The sequence below is a fragment of the Thaumasiovibrio clandestinus genome (assembly GCF_047250365.1).
In the GTDB taxonomy this organism is placed as follows: domain Bacteria; phylum Pseudomonadota; class Gammaproteobacteria; order Enterobacterales; family Vibrionaceae; genus Thaumasiovibrio.
Genome location: NZ_JBLBVL010000014.1, coordinates 53,715 through 78,314, shown reverse-complemented (window position 1 = coordinate 78,314; position 24,600 = coordinate 53,715). Strand labels below are relative to the sequence as shown.

Sequence of the window (24,600 nt, the reverse complement as noted above, 5' to 3'; positions counted from 1 at the left end):
ACATTCCTATTATTCGTAATCTACCCAAGCCGCATTTTGATCTGCTGACTCAACACATTTCTCACACAAGCGTACGCCTTCAATGCCAGCATCAATACCCGGGAACCAAATATCCGCCAGTGCTTGCTGATCATCTCGATTGGCTGCATCAAACGCTAATGCAAAGCGGTGGTACAGGTTTGCCCAAGACTCAAAGTAACCTTCTGCGTGACCGCCACCAACCCGGTTTGCTGCTACCCCTGGCGCATCTTGATGTAGATAGCCCATACCACGCTCTAGTAGGCGAGATGGCTCACCTTGTACTTCGTAGCGAAGCTGGTTTGGTTGCTCATCCCACCATTCGATAGAGGCTTTTGAGCCAACGATACGGATTTTCTGCTGGTGCATAGAGCCAGAGTTGACTGCAGAAGCCCATAGCGTACCGACGGCACCACCTTTGAACTCCATCATTACATGGGCGTTATCTTCAAGCGGTGCACGCGATGGAATGAAGCTTTGCCGCATACACGCAAGACGATTGACTTCTAAGCCAGTCATCACTTCACACAAATAGAATGCGTGAGTACCGATATCACCCAATACGTAAGTTGGGCCAGAGACTTCTGGGCTTACACGCCACTTAAGGCCTGGATCGTTTAGTTCGTACTCTTCGTTGTGAAAGCCATGAGCAAACTGCATGTTGATAACGCGAATGTCACCAAGGTCACCACGCTGAACCATTTCACGCGCCTGCTGAACCATTGGGAAACCGCTATACCCGTACATCACACCGATTACGCAGTTATTTTTTGCCGCAATTTCTTTTAGCTCTTCAGCTTCTTCAGAGGTAAACGTAATTGGCTTTTCACACACCACGTGCAGCTTCGCTTCAAGCGCGGCTTTACAAATGGCGTAGTGAGTCGAGTTTGGTGTCGCGATAGACACAGCTTGAATACCATCTTCACGCAGTGCTTCTTGCGCAAACATCTCTTGGTAGTTGGCGTAGCAACGGTCGCCATCAAGGCCTAAGTTTTCACCAAAATCACGACAGCGTGCAGGGTCAAGGTCGAAAGCACCAGCGACCAACTTGAACAAGCCATCACGCAGTGCTGCGTTACGGTGTGAATACCCTATCTGGCTGCCACGGCCACCACCGACCATCGCCCAACGGATTGGTTGTTCTAAACGACTTTCTTCATTAAACATGGCTTAACTCCTTGGTAGGCACCACGAGCACAGATAACTAAGCCAAGCTCTAAAGCTCGCAAAGCTTCTCGTAATGCCTACGCATTAATTTATAAATAGAAACTGCTAAATATTCAGAATTCGTTATTGCTTATACGCCGCGACGCTGTGTGGCTCGACCCTCTTCCCAATCAGCGACTTTCTTCGCCGTCTCTTCGTTGCGCGCCATTTCAGGCAAACCGACTTCCCACCAACAGTCACATTTTGACCATGCCGCAGGAGAGACAGGATCGACATCCAAAACAATGACGTATGTTCTATCCGCTTCTTTGGCGCGGACAAAAGCATCCTCGAATTGGTCGACAGCGGTGAGCTTCTCTGCAATAGCTCCTTGCGCTTCAGCATGTTTTGCGAAATCAATCCTTGCCAGTTCACCATTAGGACGGCGACAATCTTCTAGCAAGTTGTTAAACGACTCGTTACCTGTATTATTTTGCAGTTTATTGATCACCGCAAAACCACCGTTATCACACACGACAACAATCATCTTCTGTCCGGTTAATACCGATGAATAGATGTCTGAGTTAGCCATCATGTAGGAGCCATCTCCAACCATAACGACCACGTCATGATCAGGATTAGCCAATTTAGCTCCCCAGCCAGCTGCTATCTCATAGCCCATACAGGAGAAGCCAAACTCAATATCGATATGGCCGATCTGGTAGCTTTGCCAGTTCATTGCCAGTTCTGCTGGCATACCGCCCGCAGCGGTAACAACCGTATCACCCGGCTCCATCATGCGATTAACTTTGCCAATCACTTCCGCATACGACGTTAGGCCATCGATAAGTTCACCGGGTTGAGGATGGGTGCGTTTGTGAATCAGCGCTTTCCATTCATCGGCTTGGGCCTTTGCGGTGTCAGACCAAGCATCGCTACTACGCCAATTACCAAGTAAGGCAGAAAGCTTCTGCATACAAACTTTTGCATCTCCTAGTACGGGATAAGAGCGGTGTTTAACGGCATCAAACTTACCCACATTGATGCTAATTAAGCGCATGTCTTCATTTTTGAATACAGACCAAGAGCCGGTCGTGAAATCTTGTAAACGTGTACCGATCGCCAATACAACATCAGCATGCCCAGCCATATAGTTCGCAGAATCAGATCCGGTAACACCAATTGGGCCACAGTTTAGCGGGTTGTCTTGTAACATTGTCGCACGACCAGCAATGGTTTCTACCACAGGGACATTATGCTGTTTGGCAAACGCGGCTAATTCATCGGTGGCAAGCGAGTAATGCACACCACCACCAGAAATAATCAACGGACGCTCTGCTTGCAACAAGGCTTCTTTGGCTTCTTCTAATGCCACCATTTCCGGTTCTGGACGGCGAATACGGTGTACTTTTTCTTCAAAGAAGACTTCTGGGTAATCATAAGCAACCCCCCACATATCTTGTGGAACACCAATGAATGCAGGCCCACAGGTTTCAGGGTCAAGCATGGTTTCCAAGGCATGCGGTAGGGTGTGAATCAATTGAGGAGGAGAAATTAATCTGTCCCAGTATCGCGTTAGTGGTTTAAACGCGTCATTACAAGTCACCGACGGGTCTTCAAAGTTCTCTGGCTGCTGCAGTACCGGATCAGGGAGACGGCTCGCGTAGGCATCACCGCTCACTAACAATAGTGGGAGTCGGTTAGTATGGGCGATCCCCGCAGCAGTCACCATATTTGTAGCGCCTGGGCCAATTGAGCTAGAGGCAATACCAATACGCTGACGTTTATTTGCTTTTGCATACGCTATTGCCGCTGACGCCATTGTTTGTTCATTCTGCCCGCGCCATGTGGGAATCTTGTTCTCTATATTTTTCAGCTGCTGACCAAAACAGGTGACGTTTCCATGGCCAAATATGGCAAAAGAAGCACCAAATAATTGCTCCCTTTTTCCATCAATGTCGATCATTTGGGCAGCAAGATATTTCGCAAATGCTTCAGCAACTGTCAGTCGTATCGTTTTCATTGTCTTCCTCGATATTCAGTACCCAATGGGGTATCCCTACTCCGACCCCACAATGGTGTAGTCGGGAGACTTAAGGGGGCGAGGCCCCCTAGCGGGGTCTTTAATCACAAGCCGTATTTGTTCGCGTAGCCGTTGATGTTTTCAAACGCCGTTTTGGCGAATGTCAGTGGATGAGCTTTTGCAGGATCTTGCTCCGCTTCAACCAGCAGCCAACCTTTATAGTCACGCTCTTTAAGTGCCGCGAATACATCGTCATAATCGACATCGCCAGTGCCAGGAACGGTAAATACACCATCAAGAACTGCATTAAGGAATGATTTGTCTGCATCACGAGCGGCCTTCATCACGTCTAGACGTAGGTCTTTAAAATGCATGTGGCCGATACGATGGCCCCAGCGCTTGATCATGGTGACAGGGTTACCGCCACCGTATGTGATGTGACCAGTGTCTAGCGTTAGGTAAACAGCATCGCCTGTGAGTTCCATCATTAAGTTGATGTCGTCTTCTGTTTCACAGATAGTGCCCACGTGGTGATGGAAAGAGAGCTTAATGTCATGCTCGTTAAGTAGGTACTCAGCCACTGTTGTTAACTTTTCACAGTAGGCCTTCCACTCATCCATAGTAAGAATTACCCGTTGAGAAAGGGGCTTATTAATGTCACCGTGAACCGTATTGCTCACCTCACCAAATACCATCGCTTTGCAGCCTGCCGCTTTTAGCAACTTAATATGGGTTTGCATTGCATCGATTTCTTCTTGCGCTGATAAGGTCATCAAGTTTCCGCTATACCAACCCGATGCCAATACAAGGCCATGCTTATCTAATAGTGGAATCAAGACCTCTGGCTCACGAGGATACTTTGTCCCTAACTCTGTGCCAGTGAAACCCGACTCCGCCATTTCACTTAAACAGGTTTCTAATGGGATATCTCCGCCTAGCTCAGGCATATCATCGTTAGTCCACGTCAAAGGGCTGATACCATATTTCACGTTAGTCATAGCAAAACTCCAATTAAGTTATATTCAACGCAACAGACTCAAAAGAGGTATATCAATTACGCGTAATGTTCAGTGGGTATCAATATAACGTCAAAATCCGACAGTGAAAATAATTTTTCACTCCTGAAAATGGACCAACTAGAAACGGGTGCAGATGAAAAAAGCGAGGATGCATGCGGTCTAAGACAAATTAATGACTTAGATCACGCAATGCCAATAATACTATTAATCAGTAACTTACAGCAAAACATCGAAATGAAAAAAATTTTCCAAAACTTGACTTAGTTAACAATTAACACTAACTGAAAAGCAAGAAATAGAAATTTGAATGATGTTTAGGTCGTCTTAACCCACGCTGACAAATGAAAATTATTTTTCACTCATACTAATGCATGGCGCTTAACCTGTGTAAACATACAAACTAGCAACTACAAACAGACTAAAATCTGGACTTTTCACGCCTATAGCCCAGCAACAGAGCGAGGAAAGTCGACTCGTTAAGTGGAGATTAAATTGGGAGTTTTCTAACTCGGTCACTGATTTATAAGCATCTAAACGTTAAATTATCCAATCAGCATAAGATCGACTAATACGTTTACAGGGCAATTTTGCAATGCTAGATAAAATGGCGTTTTTCGTTTATGTCATTCGTAGTGGATCTATTTCCGCCGCGGCAAGACAGTTCTCAATTTCTGTCTCTGCAGGCAGTCGCTGGCTACAAGAGCTTGAAACAAAGTTTGGCATGACGCTGCTAAGACGAACCAATCGCTTACTAACGCCAACGCCTGCCGGACAAAAACTATTTGAAGAGTTCTCGCCGCTTGTCGATAGCGCGGAGAACCTTCAACGCTCATTGCTAGATTTTCAAGACCACGACAAAGGACATATCAACATTGCCTGCACCCCGGTGTATGCTAACCACTATTTGATGGAGAAAATTAGCCAATATATTCGACGACAACCAGAAGTCACCTTTAATATTACTGTCACTCCATGGGCGTTAGATCTTGCCGGAGAAAGCGATCTAATGATCAGTGCCAATGCAAGTTATCAAGGTTACCAAGAAAAAGACCTACACCTCGTCCGTCGTGAATTATTGCAATGCCCTTTCGTCACCGTTTCAGCCGCTAAATACCTGCAAGAACATGGCACGCCAACCTCACCAACAGCGCTGAGTCAACATCGATGTTTATATGCCTCGACCCTAACAGGTAGCAACGATTGGATTTATTCCAAAGATCTTGAGACACAAATGGTGAAAATTCCCAAGTCGATTGAGGTTAATGACAGTGATCTCTTGCTACAAGGCGTCATGAGCGGCGCTGGCATTGGTTATCTACCCCGCTTCATTGTTGAAGATAAAATCGCCAACAATCAATTAATCTCCCTCTTTGAGAGTTTCGATACCAGCATATGGAGCTTAAACTTATACTACCAACCTGCCCATAAAGCCTCGGCCGTCGCCAATCACTTTAAAGCTTACTTGTTAGAGTCGCCGTTGTAACATCATGGCCAAAACACACCTGCAATCAGTTTTAATCCAGATGCTAATAAAAAGAAATAGCACCGCCACAAAATAACGCATTGATAAACAAGGGATTAGTTATATTGCAAATATGCAAAGCCGCTTTGCCAATATAGCTATAACACTCGCGAAGCTATCACTCATACACTGATTTCAAATAAGTTAACCAGAAGGGATTAAGCATGAGATCAGTATATATTGTCGCTGCAAAGCGAACCCCGATCGGCAGTTTTAACGGCGCACTCTCTCCAGTTAGCGCCGATGTTCTGGGAGCAACAGCGATAAAAAGCGCCATTGAAGCCGCGAAAGTTGACCCCGAACTGATTGATGAGGTTATCGTGGGCAACGTGCTTAGCGCGGGTATTGGCATGGGGCCGGGACGTCAGGCTGCAATCAAAGCTGGCATTCCCAACAGCGTACCAGCGTATACGCTAAATATGATCTGTGGCAGTGGCATGAAAACAGTGATGGACGCGTATAGCCATATTATTAGTGGCTGCGCAGATATTGTTGTTGCCGCAGGCATGGAAAGCATGTCGCAAGCACCATTTCTTTCATCTTATCAAATGCGAAGTGGGGTAAGAATGGGGCATCAACAGTTAGAAGACAGTATTTTTAAAGACGGTCTCACCGATGCGTTCCACCAATACCCAATGGGCATTACTGCCGAAAACATTGCAACAGCCCTTAATATTTCTCGTGACGAACAAGACCAATTCGCCCTTTACAGCCAACAAAAAGCAGTTGCTGCACAAGAAAGTGGCTTCTTTGATGCTGAAATAGCCCCCGTTACCGTCACTCACCGACGAAAGCAATATACGGTGGAGCAAGATGAATACCTAAAAATAGACACCACATTAAATAGCCTGCAAGCTTTACGTCCCGCGTTTAAATCTGATGGCACGGTCACCGCAGGCAATGCATCTGGGATCAATGATGGCGCATCTGCTTTACTGCTAGCCTCATCGGCTGCGATTAAGCGTCACAACTTAACCCCTCTTGTAGAAATCGTTGCAGTTGCACAAGCTGGCATCGCTCCGGAGATCATGGGCTTAGGGCCTGTTCCTGCGATCGCCAATGCCCTAGATAAAGCCAATATGTCACTTCAACAGATTGAACGCTTAGAACTCAATGAAGCGTTTGCTGCGCAGGCTATTGGGGTGCGTAAGCAGTTAGCCGAGCAGCACTGCATTGACGAAAACACATTAATTGAACGAACCAACATCTGTGGCGGAGCGATTGCGTTAGGCCATCCTCTTGGGGCTTCAGGTAATCGCATTATCACCACCCTTATTCACCAACTATTGCGTGAGGATAAAAGTACCGGGCTTGCCTCTCTCTGTGTCGGTGGTGGTATGGGCACAGCGATTATCTTGCAGCGTTGTCAGCTAGGAGCATAACAATGAAAAAACAACTCGATAAGCAAGCAATACTGGCCAAACTAAGTGATGGAATGACCATTATGATTGGCGGTTTTATGGCCAACGGTGCACCGGAACACCTTATTGATATTGTGTTAGAAAGTGGGATTAAAAATATCACTCTAATCTCCACAGACACAGGTACCGAAACGACGGGCTCTGGGCGCCTAATCAGTGCTAAGCGCATTACTAAACTGTATGCCTCACACATAGGTACCAACCCAGAAACAGGGCGACAAATGTGTAACGATGAGCTAGATGTCACCCTCGTACCTCAAGGCTCTCTCGCAGAGAAAATCCGCGCAGCGGGAGCTGGACTCGGGGGCGTGCTTACTCCTACAGGATTGGGCACCACGATTGCTGAAGGCAAACAGATCATTACGATTGATGGTAAAGACTATCTGCTCGAAAAACCTCTCCATGCAGATCTTGCCCTCATTAGGGGCTCTGTTGTCGACAGTAAAGGTAACACGGTTTATCACGGCACCACACAAAACTTCAATCCCCTGATGGCTACCGCAGCAGATACCGTGATTGTTGAAGCAACCCAACTGGTTGAAACAGGAACTATTGCACCAGAAGCTGTTCATACACCCGGCCTGTTCGTAGACCATATTTATGCCGTGGAGAAATAAACGATGACACAACCACTCGATAAACCAACCACCCGTCACCTTATTGCTAGCCGCGTCGCCCTCGAACTCAAGGATGGCGATGTAGTCAACCTTGGGATTGGACTCCCTTCACTAGTGGCCAATGAAATCAGTAATGATATTGAAGTATGGTTTCAATCAGAAAATGGTCTGCTCGGTATTGAAGCCCTAGCCGATGGTGATGACATCAATCCCAACCTTGTGAATGCCGGTGGTCAACCGATTACTGCTGTAAGCGGGGCATCCTCTTTTAATAGTGCCGACTCTTTTACTATTATTCGCGGCGGACATGTCGACGTTAGTGTTCTTGGGGCGCTACAAGTCGACAAACAAGGCAACCTAGCCAATTGGATCATTCCTGGCAAGATGGTACCCGGCATGGGTGGAGCAATGGACTTGGTCGTTGGAGCCAAAAAAGTGATTGTGGCGATGGAGCATACGGTCAAAGGAAAGGCAAAACTGCTCGACCACTGCACACTACCACTCACTGCAACCAATCAGGTGAATTTAATCATTACAGAGATGGGGGTTATTGAAATTGGTCCTCAAGGCATGCAGCTTATCGAGCTGTCGCCTTACTTTAGTATTGATGATGTCATCGCGGCAACCGATGCACCATTGAGCATCTCATCAACACTTAAAACCATGCCGCTGCCAGTCGATATGCAGCGTTGAATATCAATACCATAATAGGGTACATTGGCCTCTTTCTGCACTTTTCAACTTAAAGAGGCCAAATGCCCCGCCACCATCTAACTCTTCTTATCGCCGCTGCATTTGCCGCCATTTTTATGGGCACCATTGGCACTATTTCCCGCTTTTCCGGCCTGGAGTCCGCAACAGTCACCTTTTTTAGACTTGGCTTTAGCGTACTGCTTATCAACCTCGCCGTTCTTTTTCCAAGCCATCGGCGCCAATGCCTAAAACGACCACACCCTTATGTGCTTCTGAGTGGCGTGGCCTTAGCGGGATTCATGATCTTTTATATTGAAGCAATGAACCACACCACCATGTTGATCGCTATTATGACCATCTATTTGGCACCGGCACTTTCAACATTGATCGCGCATTTCTTCTTTAACGAACCCCTAAGTTCACGCTCATTTAGGTTACTCTTGCTGGTCTTGGCGGGATTTTCTCTCGTAGTCGTCGCAGGAGAAAACCAAGAGGCACTATCACTGAGCATCACCGGAATGAGCTATGCGCTACTTTCACTGTTCTGTTACACCACATTCCTAATTTTTAATCGCATCATCCCTAAAAGTTACCCTGAATTACCCAAAGCAAGTTGGCAATTCCTAATTGGAACTTTATGTGTTGCGCCATTTGCTTTAGCTGCGGGGTTCACGCTTTCCACACCACAATGGGGATGGATGTTTCTCGCTGGACTTTTTCCGGGGTTTCTTGGTATCGCTTTAGCTATTTATGCGATCAATCGATTACCAACTGCCACATTCGCAACCATCTCTTATCTTGAACCTATTGTGGCAGCTTCTTTAGGGTGGGTATTTTTTGCGGAGGCTCTCACCCCACTTCAGCTTATTGGAGGCGGAGCCATCATTATTGCAGGCATTTTACAAAGTAGAACGCCATATTCTCACTGCAACAAAATGGCCGTGCAGGAATATGACGCGATAAAGTAACCTCAGAACATTAATGTAGTCTTGCCAGTTTCAAGGCTACTCTTCTTTCAATAGCGAACGAAGCAACGCGTTTTCTTTGCGTAGTGTACTCAACTCATCGGCTTGGTCTTCAACGACATTGAGCACTTCTTCAAACTGAACATTAAGTGGCCTATCTCTGTAGTCGGCCTCAGACAAGGCGCGCGAAATAGCAAGCAAGTGTTCTTCGGTATCGAGAATATAACGTTCATAATGGTCACGACTCAGAGCCCGTAACGCTTGCACTGCTTTAAGCATATTCTCACTATGCGATAACTGAAAATTTATCTCTGCAACACTCGCATCAATCGCATCGAAGTCTCTCGGCGTGACATCAATGATCCCTTTCGCCTTGATTAATGCCAAATCAACCAACTCAAAGCTCTCAGGAACCAAATTCCGTGCATCTTTACGGCGCAACTCACGCGAAATATTCTCTAACGGAGTAATATGGACCCGCTTGATGGTTTTCACTTCAAGTGTATTAGCGCGCAACAGAAACTCTTTCTGCTGCAATTCAGCACGTCCTCTGCCTTGCTCATCAAAGATGACAAACAAACGGTCATACATCCGCGCCAACCTGTCATACTCACTACGATAGTAGTCCCGTGCTGAAATACTATCGAGATAGTTCAAATGTTCGGTCGACAAACGCAATGCAACATCAGCCTGTTGCTGAGTCTCAATTAAATCATTATACAAACGCTCGACGTCTTTTATGTCTTGTGCAAAGCGATCATAATAGGTGTCAGAGCCAAACAAAGAGGTCGCCGACATACGTTCGGGACGGTCACTAAATTCTCGATAATTGGTCTCAATACGTTGCCATAACGTATTTATTGATGCATAAGTGTTCGGTGAATAACGTGCCAGCTCCTCAACTTGTTCTAACTTTATTGACCATAATTGGTAAGTGTCAGCAGCTAGTTGTGACTTTTCAACCAACAGCTCATCGTTAACTGGCTTTGGCGTTGACTGACAAGCAGTAAGAGAGATAGAGATAGCAACAAATAATACTGCCCGACAGAAAAACTTCATTCATATACCTAAACGGGTTAAAACGTGATGTGAGTCAAAAAGCGACTGATTTTAATACTAAATCAACGAGTACTAAAGCCTTTTGATAATATAAATGCTTTCATGAACGGTCGTGCTTCTTTTGACAGCGTATTTTGCATCTGTTCTGACCAAGAGTGTTGCTTAGCCCCTTTGGTCCTCTCTATATAATAACTGGCAACGTCCCGATCATACTGTTCTAACACTTCACTATTCATAGGCTGATACTGATTTTCGTGCACCATCAGTGATAAGGGTAAACGTGGTTTCTGCCCCGGATTCTCCGCGGGGTATCCCAAACAGAGCCCAAATAATGGGATAACATGGCAAGGCAGGGCCAATGTTTCACTTACCAAATCGGGAGCATTGCGTATACCTCCAATGTAGACCCCACCAAGTCCAAATGATTCCGCAGCGGTTAAACAATTTTGTGCAACTAACGCCCCATCTACTGCACCAATAAGTGTTTGCTCAGTAAACCCCAGCTCGGCGTCCGGGACAATTTGCGTGTGGCGATGAAAATCTGCACAAAAAACCAAAAATTCTGCGCAATTGGCAACATATGCTTGCCCACCTGCATACTCTGCCAATTGCTGGCGCTTGAGAGGATCGGTGACCCGTATGATACTCACACACTGAATAAAACTCGATGTTGACGCTGCCCGTCCACATTCAAGAATAGTTGTAAGCATTGACTCATCAATCGCTTTATCCTTAAAGGCACGAATAGAACGGTGAGAAAGCAACGTTTCAGTGGTGCTATTGGTCATATAGTTATCCATTTTTGTATCGGTTATCAGTCGCAATTAAACAGGATCAGGCATCAAAGTCGCCTGCGATACCTGCTCTAAGATGTGTATTAATCGCTCATTTGTAAGAGGGAGCGGATTGCCCTTAATCGCTGTAGAACGTAATGCGTCCTCAGCAATCCCGTCAAACATATCATACGCTAACCCATACATTTGTAACGACGGTATTTGTAATCGATTTAATGCATTATTCGTCCACTCAATTGCATCTTGTGGCTTAGCTTGCATATTGTCGGTTAACAATACCGCTAAACGACGATACCGATTGAGCACGTCATTACGCCCCATCTGTTTAGCCACCGCAATATTCTCTGCCATGACAAACGGCGCGAGACGTGCAGTGATTGTGCCATGCGGTGCGGATAAGCGCCCTCCTAATGCAGCAGAGAGGCCGTGCGCAGCGCCAAGACTTGCATTGCTTCTCGCCATTCCGCCCAACATACTGGCAAACGCCATGTCAGCTCGCGCTCTAAAATCATCATCCTCACAGGCTAAAAATATCGCACCACTAAGCTTGCGCAGCCCCTCCTCGCACACCATGTCGGAGAATGGATTGGGTGCGTTACACACATAAACTTCCATTAAATGGGTATAAGCATCTAAACCGCTACGGGCAGACAGTGCACGTCCCATCCCGTAAGTTAACGTTGGATCTATAATCGCGACATCAGGTAGGAGTGACTCATCACGGATATTTACTTTTATATTTTCCTGTGCCGATTTAAGCACAGCGTTACGAGTAACCTCGGAACCTGTTCCTGCGTTGGTTGGCACGGCAATACAAGGCAATGGCGCATTCTTAAATGGCAGGTTGCGCCCGATAACTTCCAAATAGTCATACACACTCCCCTGGTTAGGAATGATCGCTGCCAGTGTTTTGCCCACATCCATCACACTGCCGCCCCCTACGGCCACCACCATATCGGGAGCAAAACGACGCCCCATCGCTGCTAACTCTTCAACCATGGCAATAACAGGCTCTCCCCACACCGCAACTTGTTGATAGCGCATGCCTTGCTGCTTCATGTAGTTAATCAATGGCTCGGCGCGCTCTCCTCCTTTGCCTGTGACTAACAATACGCTGTACCCATAGCGACCTAACATAGACAGAGATTGGCTTAATGCGCCTTCACCAAATATCACTTTATTTGAAGTCATAAACTGAAACATCATAAGCTCCCTAATGCCACTTGATTACTAGCAGGGTGAATGAGTCGTGTGGCAACCATATTGATGTAACTCAAGTGTTGTCAATTATTTAAATTTTATACCTCATTAACTTGAGCTCGTTCAAATCACTTTTAAGACTAACCCTATTTGATAGGTAGCACCTATTGAAGTAAGTGTTCTTTTTTACTTCACGAGAGAATATGATTCAGGCATAGTTACAACATAGCCACTTAAGGAGAGATACCATGTTAGTAGTGATTTTTGGACGCCCTGGATGCCCTTTCTGTGTTAGAGCAAAAGACATTGCAGAAGAGTTAAAAGGGAGCAGAGACGATTTCAACTACCGCTATGTTGATATTCACGCGGAAGGCATTTCAAAAGCTGACCTAGAAAAAACGGTTGGTAAACCCGTGCAAACAGTGCCACAAATCTTCATCGATCAAGAGCATGTCGGCGGCTGCACCGAATTTGAAGCCTATGCCAAAGAAAACCTTGGTCTATACCAAGCATAAGTTCAACATCACTGAAGTCTAAAAGACACCATCACGAAAGCAGCTCTTACCAGCTGCTTTCTTTTTTATTTTCCCTTATTTTTGTCGTTTTTAATGATTACTAAAATCAGATTGCCCGATAAGTTTTTTTCAAACGAATAACCTACTTTAAATGCTGATCAAACGTAGGGTTTGAATTACACTATCGGCTGATTCTTCTCCCCACTTGGAATAGTCGCTCAGTGAACATCGACGTCGTCTCATTACTACATCAAAACAACATATTACTTCTTTTTGTTGTCCTTGCTATTGGGTTAGCAATAGGCAAAATACGTATTGGCAGCATTCAACTTGGCAACTCTATCGGTGTACTCCTCGCTGCCTTATTGTTGGGGTCGTCCGGCTTCACCTTTGACGCAGATGCACTTCATATCGGCTTTATGCTGTTTATTTTTTGTGTGGGTATCGAAGCGGGTCCAAACTTTTTCGGGATCTTTTTCCGTGATGGTAAACATTATTTATTGCTTACCCTCGTTGTGCTGCTGTCTGCTATCTTACTCACTCATATATTGGCAAAGCAATTTGATATTGATTTAGGCATTGCAACTGGCATGATGGCTGGCTCTCTTACCGCAACGCCTGTACTGGTAGGAGCGAAAGATGCATTGAACAGCGGGCTTAGTTCATATGATGACCCACAAGTTATCAGCCAATTGATTGACAATGTCAGTGTTGGCTACGCATTGGCGTATCTTTTCGGTTTAGTCAGCTTAATCGCTTTCGCGAAATTAATGCCAAAGTTACAAAAGCACAACTTAAAAGACTCTGCGCTACAAATCGCGCAAGAACGCGGCATTGGCGAAGTGGCACAACGTAAAGTTTATCTGCCTATCATTCGTGCCTATCGTGTCGGTCCTGAGCTTATCGAGTGGCTTGACGGAAGAAACTTACGAGAGTTGGGAATTTATCGTCAAACCGGCTGTTATATCGAACGCATTCGCCGCAACGGCATATTGGCGAATCCCGATGGAGATGCCATCTTACAACAAGGCGATGAAATTGCTTTGGTGGGCTATCCCGACAGCCACGCCCGTCTCGACCCTAGCTTTCGCCACGGCAAAGAAGTATTTGATCGTGACTTACTCGACTTGCGCGTCGTTGAGGAAGAGATTGTGGTTAAAAATGATAGCGTAGCAGGCAAGCGTTTATCTGAACTTAATCTCGCAGAATATGGTTGCTTTCTTAATCGCGTGGTTCGTGCTCAAATTGAAATGCCCGTCGAACAGAATATTCTCCTCGCGAAAGGAGATATTCTGCAGGTCAGTGGTGAAAGAAGCCGCGTTATGGGACTCGCTGAGCGCATTGGCTTTATCTCTATTCATAGCCAAATCGCTGACTTACTGGCCTTCTGCTCCTTTTTTATTCTCGGTATGCTTTTTGGTTTAATCACCTTTACTTTTGGTCAAGTCACCTTTGGTTTAGGTAATGCCGCCGGGTTGCTGCTCTCAGGTATCACTCTCGGCTTCTTACGAGCGAATCATCCTACGTTTGGTTACGTCCCACAGGGCGCATTAAACATGAGTAAGGATTTCGGTCTGATGGTCTTTATGGCGGGGATCGGTTTAAGCGCAGGCAGTAATATTCTTGATGCATTTGCTGATCTTGGCGCGCAGTTGATTATCGCTAGCATCATTATTAGCGTTATTCCTGTGGTTCTGGCTTACCTCGTTGGTGCCTATATCTTAAAAATGAATCGCGCTTTACTCTTTGGTGCTATTGTTGGAGCCCGAACCTGTGCCCCCGCGATGGATATGATCAACGAGCATGCTCGCAGTAATATCCCAGCTTTAGGGTATGCAGGTACCTACGCGATTGCCAACGTTTTGCTAACCATTGCTGGTACCATGATGATCATTTTTAGCTAATACGCACTCCTCGTTCACTCATCACCGCCCCTTAATAAGGGGCGCGGTTGATTAGATGTAATTCACATATAATTCAGCGATAATATATATTATTAGTAAATTTTTGTTCAGGTTTTCAGCCAAGGTTAAGAGACCCTATACAATAATATTACATTACTGAATATGACGATGAATGAAGGACACTATGCGAATTCTAATTGTTGAAGATGATACGATCTTGAGCCATCACCTAAAAACCCAACTTAGCCATATTGGCAATCAAGTCCAATGTGCCCCTACCGCGCATGAGGGGCTTTTTTTTGCAGAAAACTACCCTAACGATATCGCCATTATCGATTTAGGTCTGCCGGACTTAGATGGGATCTCTTTAATTAAGAAGATTAGAGAGAAAGGTATCCGCATACCAATTCTAATTCTTACCGCTCGTTCAAATTGGCAGGATAAAGTGCAAGGCCTTGATGCTGGCGCCGACGACTATCTGGTTAAACCCTTTCAAAAAGAAGAGATTGTTGCCCGTTTAAACGCCCTGGTTCGCCGCAGTTCAGGTTTTGTAAAACCAGAAATCATCGCTGACAAGATCAAGGTTGATCTACTCGCTAAGAGCGTTACCATTGCTGAGCAACCCATGGAGCTGACGGCATTTGAATATGATTTGCTTGAATACCTCATGCGTCATAGTTGTCAGGTTGTCTCTAAACAGCGTTTGCTCGATGTATTATACGAAGATCAAGAGGGTGACCCTAATACCATTGAAGTCATGGTCAGCCGATTACGTAAAAAGTTTGCCAAGCACGATATCGCCAACCCTATCTCTACAATTCGAGGACAAGGGTATATTTTTGAGCTAGCAACCCAATGATCTCCCCAAAGCCAACGCTAAGGCGCCGAGTGATGATCACCACTGTGGTCATTCTTGTGGTGATTTCGTCTGCGATGGCTGGTGTGGTCTATCAGCTATTTCGCCAGAGCCACATTAATGCTTTTTCACAAGATTTGATCAATCAAACCCCTGTATTTATTGCACAAATGCACCAGTCCGACTTGTTCCCAGGTATGGACAACTGGCTTAATAGCCTCGCTGAGATAGAACAAGTTAACTACACTTCTGCGATATGTGAAGGTGACAATCTACTCTGGGTCTCACAAATTCGAACAAATGATGACCCAACCCCCATTTGTAAAAACACACAGAGTTTAAGTGATGGGTTTGGCATAATTGAAGATGAGAATAACCGCGTTTTTTTAACGTATATCGCCACAGCCCCTCACTCTAACGATAATGCGAACAATCAGACTCGCTTTATCGTTATTCGTTTAGCAACGGACTTCGTTGAACAACGCACCGCAGTGGAACGTAACTCCTTACTGGCCGTGTTCGGTTTTATTACTTTGTCCATTCTCGCCCTATCGCTGGCCTTTCACTGGAGTTTTAAGCCATTGGAACAACTAGCAGATGAATTGGACGATATTTCTGACGGTAAGCAAAAGGACCTTAAAGCCAACTACCCCATCGAGCTAACCTCTGTAACAGAAGCACTGAACCGATTGATCTATTTAAGCCAAGATCAAGGTGAACGCTATCGTCATGCCATGGACGATTTAGCTCACAGCTTAAAAAGTCGCATCGCCGCCATTCACGCCTTTATTGATGATAGTGCACTGACACAAATAGAGCTGCACAACAAGATTAACGAGCAAATTAGTCAGATGGACGAGCTTATTCAATATCAATTAAAGCGTGCCATGTTGGGTCATCAGGGGCTTGTTAAAGAAAGCACACCGTTAGCGGACGTCACGGCGAGCCTCGAACGTATGTTGAGCAAAGTGTACCACGATAAGCAGATCTCGCTTTTTCACGACTACAACAGCGACATACAGTTGCCAATGAATCACAACGATGTGTTAGAGCTATTTGGCAACCTACTCGAGAACGCGTATCGCTTTGCACTTTCCGAAGTAAGGATTCATGCACACAAAGGTGCAACATATATTACAATTCGAATAGAAGATGATGGCCCTGGTGTTAAAGAAGAACATCGTGAGAATATCTTCCAGCGAGGAGTACGAGCTGATCAATTAAACCCTGGGCAGGGCATCGGATTGGCAGTCTGCCACGAAATTATCTCTATCTATCAAGGCGATATCTGGGTAGAAGAAGCCGATATTGAAGGGGCTGCTTTCGTCATAACCATTCCAATAACCAACTATTGATCTTGCCGTCTTTCTAAAGCTTCAAAACCACGTGCAAATAAAAAAGCCTGCGATTAAGCAGGCTTTTTTTCACTGTGCGACTCACTACTGACGAGCAGCAATCAGTTTTATTGCATTACCAAGCACATGTAGGCAAGTTAGACGCCCCACACCACCAGGAACTGGTGTAATTGCCGCGTCTGCAAGGTGGCCTTCAACATGTTTAATGTCACCAACCAACTTGTCATTCACACGATTAATACCCACATCAATCACTAACTGACCTTGCTTAAACTGGTCACTTTGCAATGTACCGTGAAGTCCCGTTGCCACAACAACAACATCAAACTGATGCCAGTCAACGGCCACCAAATCAGAGCGGCTATTAAAGCTCGACACGGTACATTGGCGATTAATCAGTTCAATCGCTAATGGTTTACCGACAATATTACTGCGTCCAATCACGGCCACTTTGCGGCCAGCAAAGCCATTCTCACCATAATGTTGTGCAATAATGTCAATCACAGCCTGTACTGTACATGGCAATACAATATTGCTTCCCAGTACCAGTTTCCCCAAGGTTTCTGAGCCAAAACCGTCAACATCAATCACCGATGGAAGATCAGGTGCTTCCAAGCCATTAGGCAAAGGCAATTGAAATAAAATAGGATGAGAGGTAGTTTCTGCTAGCTTATCCAAATCCATCTGAGTCGTGGTTGCTTCATCCAATGTTAAGTGATGACAAGGTAAATCTAATGCATCAAACAAACGTTTTTTATTTCGCACATAGACCTTACTGGCAGGATCATCACCAACCGTGACAATCGTCAACTCGACTGGCAATTGCTCGGCATCGACTTTCGCTTTCAGGTTTGCCAAGGTTGATTCGTATAAAGAATTGATTACAGATTTCATCTAAGTTCCGTCTTCGTCTTAATGACGCTTCATCGCAGTTGTTAGTCCTACGACTTCGACGTCTGTTTCATTGTCGTTGTGATAAGTGCGACATGAATGCAGTTAGTGAACATCCTTCTTTCATCCTACACACAGTGCACTAAGTGCAAATAGCCTATCATGAAATAGCCTTGTCTCGCGAATTAAAATAAGTACCATCGCGGCTAGAAAAACGCCCACTTATCTTTACAATGCACACATTAACCACCGTCACTTACTGAGTACTAAATGCTACCGTTCAAACAGACTGCTCATCAACTAGGATCTGACATCGCTCGTGTATACTTAGGCTTGATGAAAATTCTCCTACCCGCAACCGTTGTCGTCAAATTACTGGATATGCTTGGCGCGACGGAGTGGCTTGGCATCTTATTATCCCCCCTCATGGCCCTTGTTGGTTTACCTGAAGCACTGGGGCTCGTTTGGGCCGTTGCATTACTCACCAACATCTATACTGCTATGGTGGTTTTTTATACGATAGCTGCCAGCGAAGTACTAACTGTCGCTGATGTTTCCATTCTCGGTAGTATGATTTTAATCGGCCATGCCCTGCCTGTTGAGGGCGCGGTGGCAAAAGCCACCGGCATCTCATGGCGCATCACGTTAATGGTTCGAGTTGGCGGCGCATTGGCACTGGGTGCATTGCTTAATGGTTATTACTCCATGACAGGGTGGCAGCAACAAACATTAAGCTTACTATGGCAACCGGAGATACAGCCAACACCAACGCTCTTTAGTTGGTTAACCGAACAGCTGCAAATGTTACTCAGCATTCTTCTTATCATCAGCGCACTGATCACCCTATTGCGATTTCTACGTTGGCTGGGAATTGAGCGCTTAATGCACAAGGCTCTCTATCCAGTATTGCGCGGCCTAACGCTCGGCAAGGAAGCGGCCAATATCACCATCATTGGCGCGACGCTAGGCTTATCATTTGGTGCAGGACTGCTCATTGATGAAGTGCGCCAAGGCCATATATCAAAGCGTGATACTTTGCTGGTAATGAGCTTCCTCGGCCTGTGCCATAGCCTGATTGAAGACACGTTGCTAATTTTGTTGTTGGGCGCAGACATCGTCGCGATCTTATGGGCGAGATTATTTTTTGCCTTGATTGTTATCGCCATTTGGGGACGCTTACTCCCTCGCGAGAAATTTGCCTCTCGATAAACGTTAAGATCCTAGATTACGGTTTATCACAGCCACACACTGCTTGGGGTGACTGGTAACTAAAAAGTGGCTGGCAGCTTCGATATGGCAAGTTTTGCTAACAGGCAATAGTTGAGCAAGGTGATGACAAATAGAGTGAACAACTGGGTTGGATTCGGTCCCGTAGACCAAATCAACGGGCACCATGCATTGCCTCAACAACGAGAGCGAGTAACGGCATAGCTGAGAGATCTGCCAATGGCGCACATTTTCATCCACCAACGCCACCATCGTCCTCTGAATCTCTGCAGGGAGGGATTGAAACTGCCCTTCGCCGGCCCAAAAGTCGATAACCAGTTCGCAGACACATCGCTGGTCTATCACGCCCTTATCTCGACAGCGAACGAGTAGCTCATCCACTTGCTGTTTATATTTATCTTCTTGCACACTATGCAGTAACCAAACTGCGACGGGTTCAAATAGCGATAACCGTGCGATCGCAACCCTTCCGCGCAACAATAAAGATAATGCCAAAACACCACCAAATGAGTGGCCAATGAGGTGTACGGGCTCCTTGACATGATGATTCAAAATATTTTCTATTAAGCAACACTCTGCATCTAACGCTGCGCCTGACGGTAACGGCGGTGCTGAACCATGCCCTGGCAAGCGCACCAGTAAACACAGCCTATTCTTTGCGAGCTCATTAACGATCATCTTCCACGTTGATGTTGTCGCATAAGAGCCATGAATAAATACCAACGGAGGGTACTCGCCTTTTGTATCTATGCCCTTTACTTCCACATAAGAGCGCCAGCATTGCGATGACATTGGTCTCTACCCATTATAAAAGTAAAAAAATCGCAGAATGCCGATCACACACATAGAGGACATAACGGCAATGTGGCGCATCATATTTCCAGACAAGAACTTAGTGTGATTTGCAAACATATTTCCTCCAAGTATCTATAGAGAAATATGTTAGCACAAACAAGCCAATCCAGATGTTAAGTTCTGGCTAGGTATGGAGGACAAGGGGAGCGCATTCCCCTTGCTTGCCAAGATTAGAACTTGTACGCTAAACGGTAAATAAGAATATCGCCATACCCATCGGCACCTAGCTTGTTGTAATAGTAACGGTACATTACCGTCGCATTAACATGTTGGGTAATATCCCATCCCAAGTTCAAGCCACCATTCAGGCCAGTATTACCGTTGTTATTACTGCCGTAGATATCATCTCGGAACATTTCAATTTCATTCCAATTTGATAGCAGCATGCTTTGACCGAAAAGCTCGAAGACATAGCCCGCACTCCAGCCCAACGTCGCCCCATTAAAGCCGTTGAAATCAGTGACGCTATTAAATTCATTTCGCACATTGGTGTAGTTGGCTGCTAACCACGGTGTAAACCACCAGCCGTTACCGCCGATGCCAGTGTACCCTAGCCCCATAAAGCTATTAGTTTCTTTAATTGCTGGGGACTGAGAACTATAGACTTTATTAAATACACTAACGTTAGAGTCACCCAAATAAACATGAGATTGCAGACTCATTGTCGCGCCTTGCTCACCGCTGGCTTTATCGATGTTTTCAAAATCATAAAAACCAAACAGCTCACCCCATTCAAAGTTTAAGCCGCCTTCAATGCCGACTAAAGCTTGAGTAAAGTCACTCTCTGTTACACCATGCCCCCAAGCTTGATAATCAAAATGAATATTACCCCATGCTGAATATTCATTAGAAACAGCGGGCGTAGATAAGCATGCCGCCCCTAACAGGCAGGTACAAATAAGTTTCTTCATATTATATTTCCGTTATTGAACAAGTAGAAACCACTATTTACCATGAGAAAATAGTTTGGTCTTAATTTGAATTTAAACGGGAGTGATTATTCCACTCCCAATAGAGTATTTATTTACATAAACGATAAGAATAAGCCGGTTAATGCTGCGCTCATTAAGTTCGCTAACGTCGCTGCTAGAATAACCCGAACCCCCATCGACGCAATGAATGGTTTTTTCTCTGGCACAATGGTTCCCAATACACCAATCATCGCCGCTGGCGCCGACAAGTTAGCAAACCCAGCTAAAGCCATTGTTACTACCGCTTGCGTATGCGGCGTTAACGTCTCTTTTACTTCAGAGAAGCTCATAAAGGCAACAAACTCATTAAGCACTAACTTTTGACCAAGGAAGTTTCCTGCTACCATCACCTCAGCTGCTGGCACACCTAAAAGGAATGCCACTGGCGCAAAAATAAAGCCAAAAATGGACTGTAGCGTAACACCATCCCACCCGACGAGGCCGAACAGCGAGCCTAATATACCGTTTAACATGGCAATTAATGCAATCAGTGCTAATAACATCACACCAATGGCTGATGCCATTTTTAAGCCATTGAATGCACCACTGGTGGCCGCTTCAATGATATTAATTGGTTTGTCTTCTTCATTATAAATATCTAAGTTAACTTCAACTGGTGTTTCTGTTTCAGGCAGAATCAATTTAGCAAATAGTAGTCCAGCAGGCGCAGACATAAACGCGGCCGACACTAGGTATTTAATCTCGATCCCCATCCCGGCAAATCCAACCAAGACTGAACCAGCAATAGAGGCAAAGCCACCCGTCATCAATGCAAACAATTCTGATTTTGTCATCTTAGGCGCATACGGCTTCATCATCACAAATACATCGGTATTACCAATAAAAATGTTTGCTGCTGCAGCTGTCGATTCTGCTTGAGATGTACAAAGAATTTTCTGTACCGCCATGCCAATGTATTTCACTACACGCTGCATTATCCCAAGATAATACAGCACTGACATTAGTGAACTGAAGAATATAATAATAGGGAGAACATGAATGGCAAATATAAAACCGGAACTAAATGCGCCTAAATCACCAAACAAAAAGCGTATGCCTTCGCCGGAATAGTCCATAATTGAACCAACGGCATTAGAAACGCCCAGTAATATTACTTGCCCTGCTGGAACAAACAGAATAAATGCTGCAATAGATGCTTGTAATAGAAGGGCGATACTAACTGTTCTAAAATTTATCGCCTGTCGATTGCACGAGCAAAGCCAGCCAATAAGTAATAGTACGATAATTCCCAATAGGGGTATGAATGATTGCATGCTGGTACTTATCCTTTAATGAGACGGTTAAATAGGTCAATAAAGAGTTCATCACGTTCAATGAATTTAATCACGCGTATCGGATGACGCAGCTGATTGAAGGTCCACGTTAAGTTATCATTTAGCACAGGCGACGCACTCAGGGTAGCAGTGTACCAATTGGCATCCAACACATAACCAACCGGGGCGATATCCCAAATGACTTTACGATTGGCAAAACCAATCCAAGGACATTTAGGCGCTTCTTGAGCGAGATAATCACCAATGGCACTGGTGCCTGCCAAATAGTGCTGTATTTCTGGAACAGAGCTCGCCAGTGTATTGGTCACCCCCATACAAGGGAACAGAGTCAATGCAACGCCGGAGTCCAGTAACACCCGACTAGCATCGATATCTTGCATTAGATTGAATTCTTCTGTGTTTTCCCAATCGAAGCTATGACCTCCCAACCAAAGAATGTGCAGCTTATTAACCAGAGTTGGATCTGCCAATAACGCATGAGCGACATTGGTGGGAGCACCGATACAAATAACTTGTAGCACCCCTTCACAGGCATAAGCTCGTGCGATCAAGTCTTCGACGGCAGGAGAGCGTTCCGGCTGTGTACACTGGTAAACATACCGCGTCGAGCCAGTGAAAATGTCTGGTTTCGTGGCAGTGTCGACTCGTTGCATTACCCGCTCTATCTCTTCGAAACTCAGGGTCATACCTACAGCGGGATCAGACACCGCTTCATGACTGTCATTAAACATTGCATTGGTAAATGGCGCTGCATATACCGCTTGTAAATCGATACGATCACTGCGTAACATGGCCCAGGCAATCGCAAACTGATCATCAATTTCATTAAACGTGTCGCTGTCGATTACTGTTGCAATACGCCCCGTCGCAGGCACGTCCATCAGATGCATGCGCTTAGATAGCGTCAGCGATGGAAAGCTGGCTGTCATTGCGGTTAACGTTAACTCTGTAGGATTCATTACATCCCCTCCTGTTCATTTAGTCGCGCTTCTGCCAACGAGGCATTTGGCATATTGGATGCCCCCTTACGCTCAACAGCCAACGAGGCATACGCAGAGGCAAATTTAATGGCGTAATCAAGTGGCTTGCCATTGGCTAAACAGGCGGCTAACGAACCATTAAATGAATCACCCGCGCCTGATGTATCGGTAACGACCGCCTTAAAGCTCGGATAGTGTCGATGCTCCTCACCATTAAATAGCAACACCCCTTGGCTCCCCATGGTGATAAGCACTATTTTGACACCCATTTCATAGATAGCTGTTGCAGCTTGCTTGGCAGTTGCTATATCGGTAATTTCAATACCGGTGAGATCTTGGGCCTCTGTTTCATTAGGGGTAATAATGTCCACCAAATGGATCACAGATTTCACCTGCTCCTGATAAGGCGCTGGGTTTAATATGATCAGTGAGTCTGTCGTGCTGGCGTATTCCAACGCACGTCGTGTCGCATCAAAGTTATTCTCAAGTTGGGTTAAAAATACGCGACTATCTTGAATGAGCGAGAACTCTTGGCAAATTTCTTGCTCCGTTAGCGACAGGTTGGCTCCAAGATCGATAGCAATGAAGTTTTCGCCACGCTTACGCGAAACAAAGATTGACGCATTGCCCGTATGTTTTGCTTCATCCTCAAGGATGGTGAACGAGTTAATATCGGTGGTTGAAAAATAGCTCCGTGCTTTAGAGCCAAATTCATCTTTTCCTATCTTAACGGTCAGGTGCACCAAATCATTCACCTTAGCGGCAGCGGTTGCTTGGTTGGAACCTTTTCCCCCGGCATAAAACTCTGTTGAGAGTGAATGTATCGTTTCACCTTGACGTGGGAAATCTGACACCTCAGAGACGATGTCAATGTTGAACGACCCCAACACATATACGCCACTATGAGTAGACTTACCCTTGGCTGGATCGGCTGTTGAATGTTCATACTTTTCTGTCAGTGCGCTCATAATGTTCCTGATGCTTACTTGCTTGAAGTGGGTATTTTTGTCGATAGCGGCGAGCTGTGCCCCACCAAAGAACAGCTCGGCGACGCCGATTTCTTCTAATTGCTTTAAGTCTCTGCGTATGGTTCTGTCAGATACCTCTAACAATCTGGCCAACTCAGCAACCGTCACCCGCTTATCTCTTAGTAGTAATGAGCGAATCATGTTTATCCGGTGTGGCTTGAGCATGGACACCTCCTTTTAAGAGAATGGTACCGAGGTGGAAGGGGAATTTCTTAACGCTAGTACTCAAGATAGCGCTCAATTCGG

General features: G+C 45.5%; 22 protein-coding genes. 10 read left to right on the top strand and 12 right to left on the bottom strand.

Going from position 1 to position 24,600, the window contains the following annotated elements:
• Positions 1–9 precede the first annotated feature (9 nt).
• The 3 genes from ACKLNH_RS15965 to iolE form a co-directional block, all read right to left on the bottom strand.
• Positions 10–1,185 carry a Gfo/Idh/MocA family protein gene (locus ACKLNH_RS15965; protein WP_413113256.1) on the bottom strand — a complete coding sequence of 392 codons (1,176 nt, stop codon included), beginning with the start codon at positions 1,183–1,185 and terminating at the stop codon, positions 10–12.
• Between the two features lie 130 nt (positions 1,186–1,315).
• Positions 1,316–3,187, bottom strand: a complete 1,872-nt coding sequence (gene iolD / locus ACKLNH_RS15960; RefSeq protein WP_413113255.1) for a 3D-(3,5/4)-trihydroxycyclohexane-1,2-dione acylhydrolase (decyclizing) — start codon at positions 3,185–3,187, stop codon at positions 1,316–1,318.
• 104 nt (positions 3,188–3,291) lie between these two features.
• Entirely contained in the window at positions 3,292–4,185 is an 894-nt protein-coding gene (iolE, locus tag ACKLNH_RS15955; RefSeq protein ID WP_413113254.1) for a myo-inosose-2 dehydratase, read from the bottom strand.
• A 613-nt stretch (positions 4,186–4,798) separates the two neighbouring features.
• Here iolE and ACKLNH_RS15950 point away from each other — a divergent pair.
• The 5 genes from ACKLNH_RS15950 (at position 4,799) to ACKLNH_RS15930 (ending at position 9,427) form a co-directional block, all read left to right on the top strand.
• Entirely contained in the window at positions 4,799–5,689 is an 891-nt protein-coding gene (locus tag ACKLNH_RS15950; protein WP_413113253.1) for a LysR family transcriptional regulator, read from the top strand.
• A 203-nt stretch (positions 5,690–5,892) separates the two neighbouring features.
• A complete protein-coding gene (locus tag ACKLNH_RS15945) occupies positions 5,893–7,110 on the top strand; it encodes an acetyl-CoA C-acetyltransferase (RefSeq protein ID WP_413113252.1) in 1,218 nt (405 codons plus the stop codon).
• Between the two features lie 2 nt (positions 7,111–7,112).
• On the top strand, positions 7,113–7,766 hold the full coding sequence (locus ACKLNH_RS15940) for a CoA transferase subunit A (RefSeq protein WP_413113251.1): 654 nt from the start codon (positions 7,113–7,115) through the stop codon (positions 7,764–7,766).
• Between the two features lie 3 nt (positions 7,767–7,769).
• Positions 7,770–8,459, top strand: a complete 690-nt coding sequence (locus ACKLNH_RS15935; RefSeq protein ID WP_413113250.1) for a 3-oxoacid CoA-transferase subunit B — start codon at positions 7,770–7,772, stop codon at positions 8,457–8,459.
• Between the two features lie 62 nt (positions 8,460–8,521).
• The gene (locus ACKLNH_RS15930) at positions 8,522–9,427 is read left to right on the top strand and encodes a DMT family transporter (protein ID WP_413113249.1); all 906 of its coding nucleotides are present in this window, start codon (positions 8,522–8,524) and stop codon (positions 9,425–9,427) included.
• 36 nt (positions 9,428–9,463) lie between these two features.
• Here the strand turns inward: ACKLNH_RS15930 and ACKLNH_RS15925 are convergent, their stop codons facing one another.
• The 3 genes from ACKLNH_RS15925 to ACKLNH_RS15915 all read right to left on the bottom strand — a co-directional run bounded on the left by ACKLNH_RS15925 (position 9,464) and on the right by ACKLNH_RS15915 (position 12,480).
• Complete coding sequence (locus ACKLNH_RS15925; RefSeq protein ID WP_413113248.1) at positions 9,464–10,483, bottom strand: hypothetical protein; 1,020 nt, start codon at positions 10,481–10,483, stop codon at positions 9,464–9,466.
• Between the two features lie 62 nt (positions 10,484–10,545).
• Complete coding sequence (gene nfsA / locus ACKLNH_RS15920; protein ID WP_413113247.1) at positions 10,546–11,271, bottom strand: oxygen-insensitive NADPH nitroreductase; 726 nt, start codon at positions 11,269–11,271, stop codon at positions 10,546–10,548.
• Positions 11,272–11,307: 36 nt separating this feature from the next.
• Positions 11,308–12,480, bottom strand: coding sequence for an iron-containing alcohol dehydrogenase (locus ACKLNH_RS15915; RefSeq protein WP_413113270.1), 1,173 nt, complete (start codon positions 12,478–12,480; stop codon positions 11,308–11,310).
• A gap of 245 nt (positions 12,481–12,725) precedes the next feature.
• On the opposite strand from ACKLNH_RS15915, the gene ACKLNH_RS15910 reads away from it, so the two are divergent.
• The 4 genes from ACKLNH_RS15910 to ACKLNH_RS15895 all read left to right on the top strand — a co-directional run bounded on the left by ACKLNH_RS15910 (position 12,726) and on the right by ACKLNH_RS15895 (position 17,107).
• Entirely contained in the window at positions 12,726–12,992 is a 267-nt protein-coding gene (locus ACKLNH_RS15910; protein ID WP_413113246.1) for a GrxA family glutaredoxin, read from the top strand.
• Between the two features lie 221 nt (positions 12,993–13,213).
• The gene (locus ACKLNH_RS15905; protein ID WP_413113245.1) at positions 13,214–14,896 is read left to right on the top strand and encodes an aspartate:alanine antiporter; all 1,683 of its coding nucleotides are present in this window, start codon (positions 13,214–13,216) and stop codon (positions 14,894–14,896) included.
• A gap of 184 nt (positions 14,897–15,080) precedes the next feature.
• Complete coding sequence (locus ACKLNH_RS15900; RefSeq protein WP_413113244.1) at positions 15,081–15,755, top strand: response regulator; 675 nt, start codon at positions 15,081–15,083, stop codon at positions 15,753–15,755.
• Between the two features lie 32 nt (positions 15,756–15,787).
• Positions 15,788–17,107, top strand: coding sequence for an ATP-binding protein (locus ACKLNH_RS15895; protein ID WP_413113243.1), 1,320 nt, complete (start codon positions 15,788–15,790; stop codon positions 17,105–17,107).
• A gap of 84 nt (positions 17,108–17,191) precedes the next feature.
• Here the strand turns inward: ACKLNH_RS15895 and ACKLNH_RS15890 are convergent, their stop codons facing one another.
• A complete protein-coding gene (locus tag ACKLNH_RS15890; protein WP_413113242.1) occupies positions 17,192–18,001 on the bottom strand; it encodes a tetrahydrofolate dehydrogenase/cyclohydrolase catalytic domain-containing protein in 810 nt (269 codons plus the stop codon).
• A 267-nt stretch (positions 18,002–18,268) separates the two neighbouring features.
• On the opposite strand from ACKLNH_RS15890, the gene ACKLNH_RS15885 reads away from it, so the two are divergent.
• Positions 18,269–19,207 carry a hypothetical protein gene (locus ACKLNH_RS15885; RefSeq protein WP_413113241.1) on the top strand — a complete coding sequence of 313 codons (939 nt, stop codon included), beginning with the start codon at positions 18,269–18,271 and terminating at the stop codon, positions 19,205–19,207.
• A gap of 3 nt (positions 19,208–19,210) precedes the next feature.
• On the opposite strand, the gene ACKLNH_RS15880 is transcribed toward ACKLNH_RS15885, so the two are convergent.
• The 5 genes from ACKLNH_RS15880 to ACKLNH_RS15860 form a co-directional block, all read right to left on the bottom strand.
• Positions 19,211–20,017, bottom strand: coding sequence for an alpha/beta fold hydrolase (locus ACKLNH_RS15880; RefSeq protein WP_413113240.1), 807 nt, complete (start codon positions 20,015–20,017; stop codon positions 19,211–19,213).
• Between the two features lie 233 nt (positions 20,018–20,250).
• Positions 20,251–20,991 carry an outer membrane protein OmpK gene (locus ACKLNH_RS15875; RefSeq protein ID WP_413113239.1) on the bottom strand — a complete coding sequence of 247 codons (741 nt, stop codon included), beginning with the start codon at positions 20,989–20,991 and terminating at the stop codon, positions 20,251–20,253.
• Positions 20,992–21,104: 113 nt separating this feature from the next.
• On the bottom strand, positions 21,105–22,325 hold the full coding sequence (locus ACKLNH_RS15870; RefSeq protein ID WP_413113238.1) for a NupC/NupG family nucleoside CNT transporter: 1,221 nt from the start codon (positions 22,323–22,325) through the stop codon (positions 21,105–21,107).
• A gap of 8 nt (positions 22,326–22,333) precedes the next feature.
• Positions 22,334–23,305 carry a nucleoside hydrolase gene (locus ACKLNH_RS15865; RefSeq protein ID WP_413113237.1) on the bottom strand — a complete coding sequence of 324 codons (972 nt, stop codon included), beginning with the start codon at positions 23,303–23,305 and terminating at the stop codon, positions 22,334–22,336.
• Complete coding sequence (locus ACKLNH_RS15860; protein ID WP_413113236.1) at positions 23,305–24,519, bottom strand: PfkB family carbohydrate kinase; 1,215 nt, start codon at positions 24,517–24,519, stop codon at positions 23,305–23,307. Before ACKLNH_RS15860 ends, ACKLNH_RS15865 begins: the two co-directional genes overlap by 1 nt.
• Positions 24,520–24,600 lie beyond the last annotated feature (81 nt).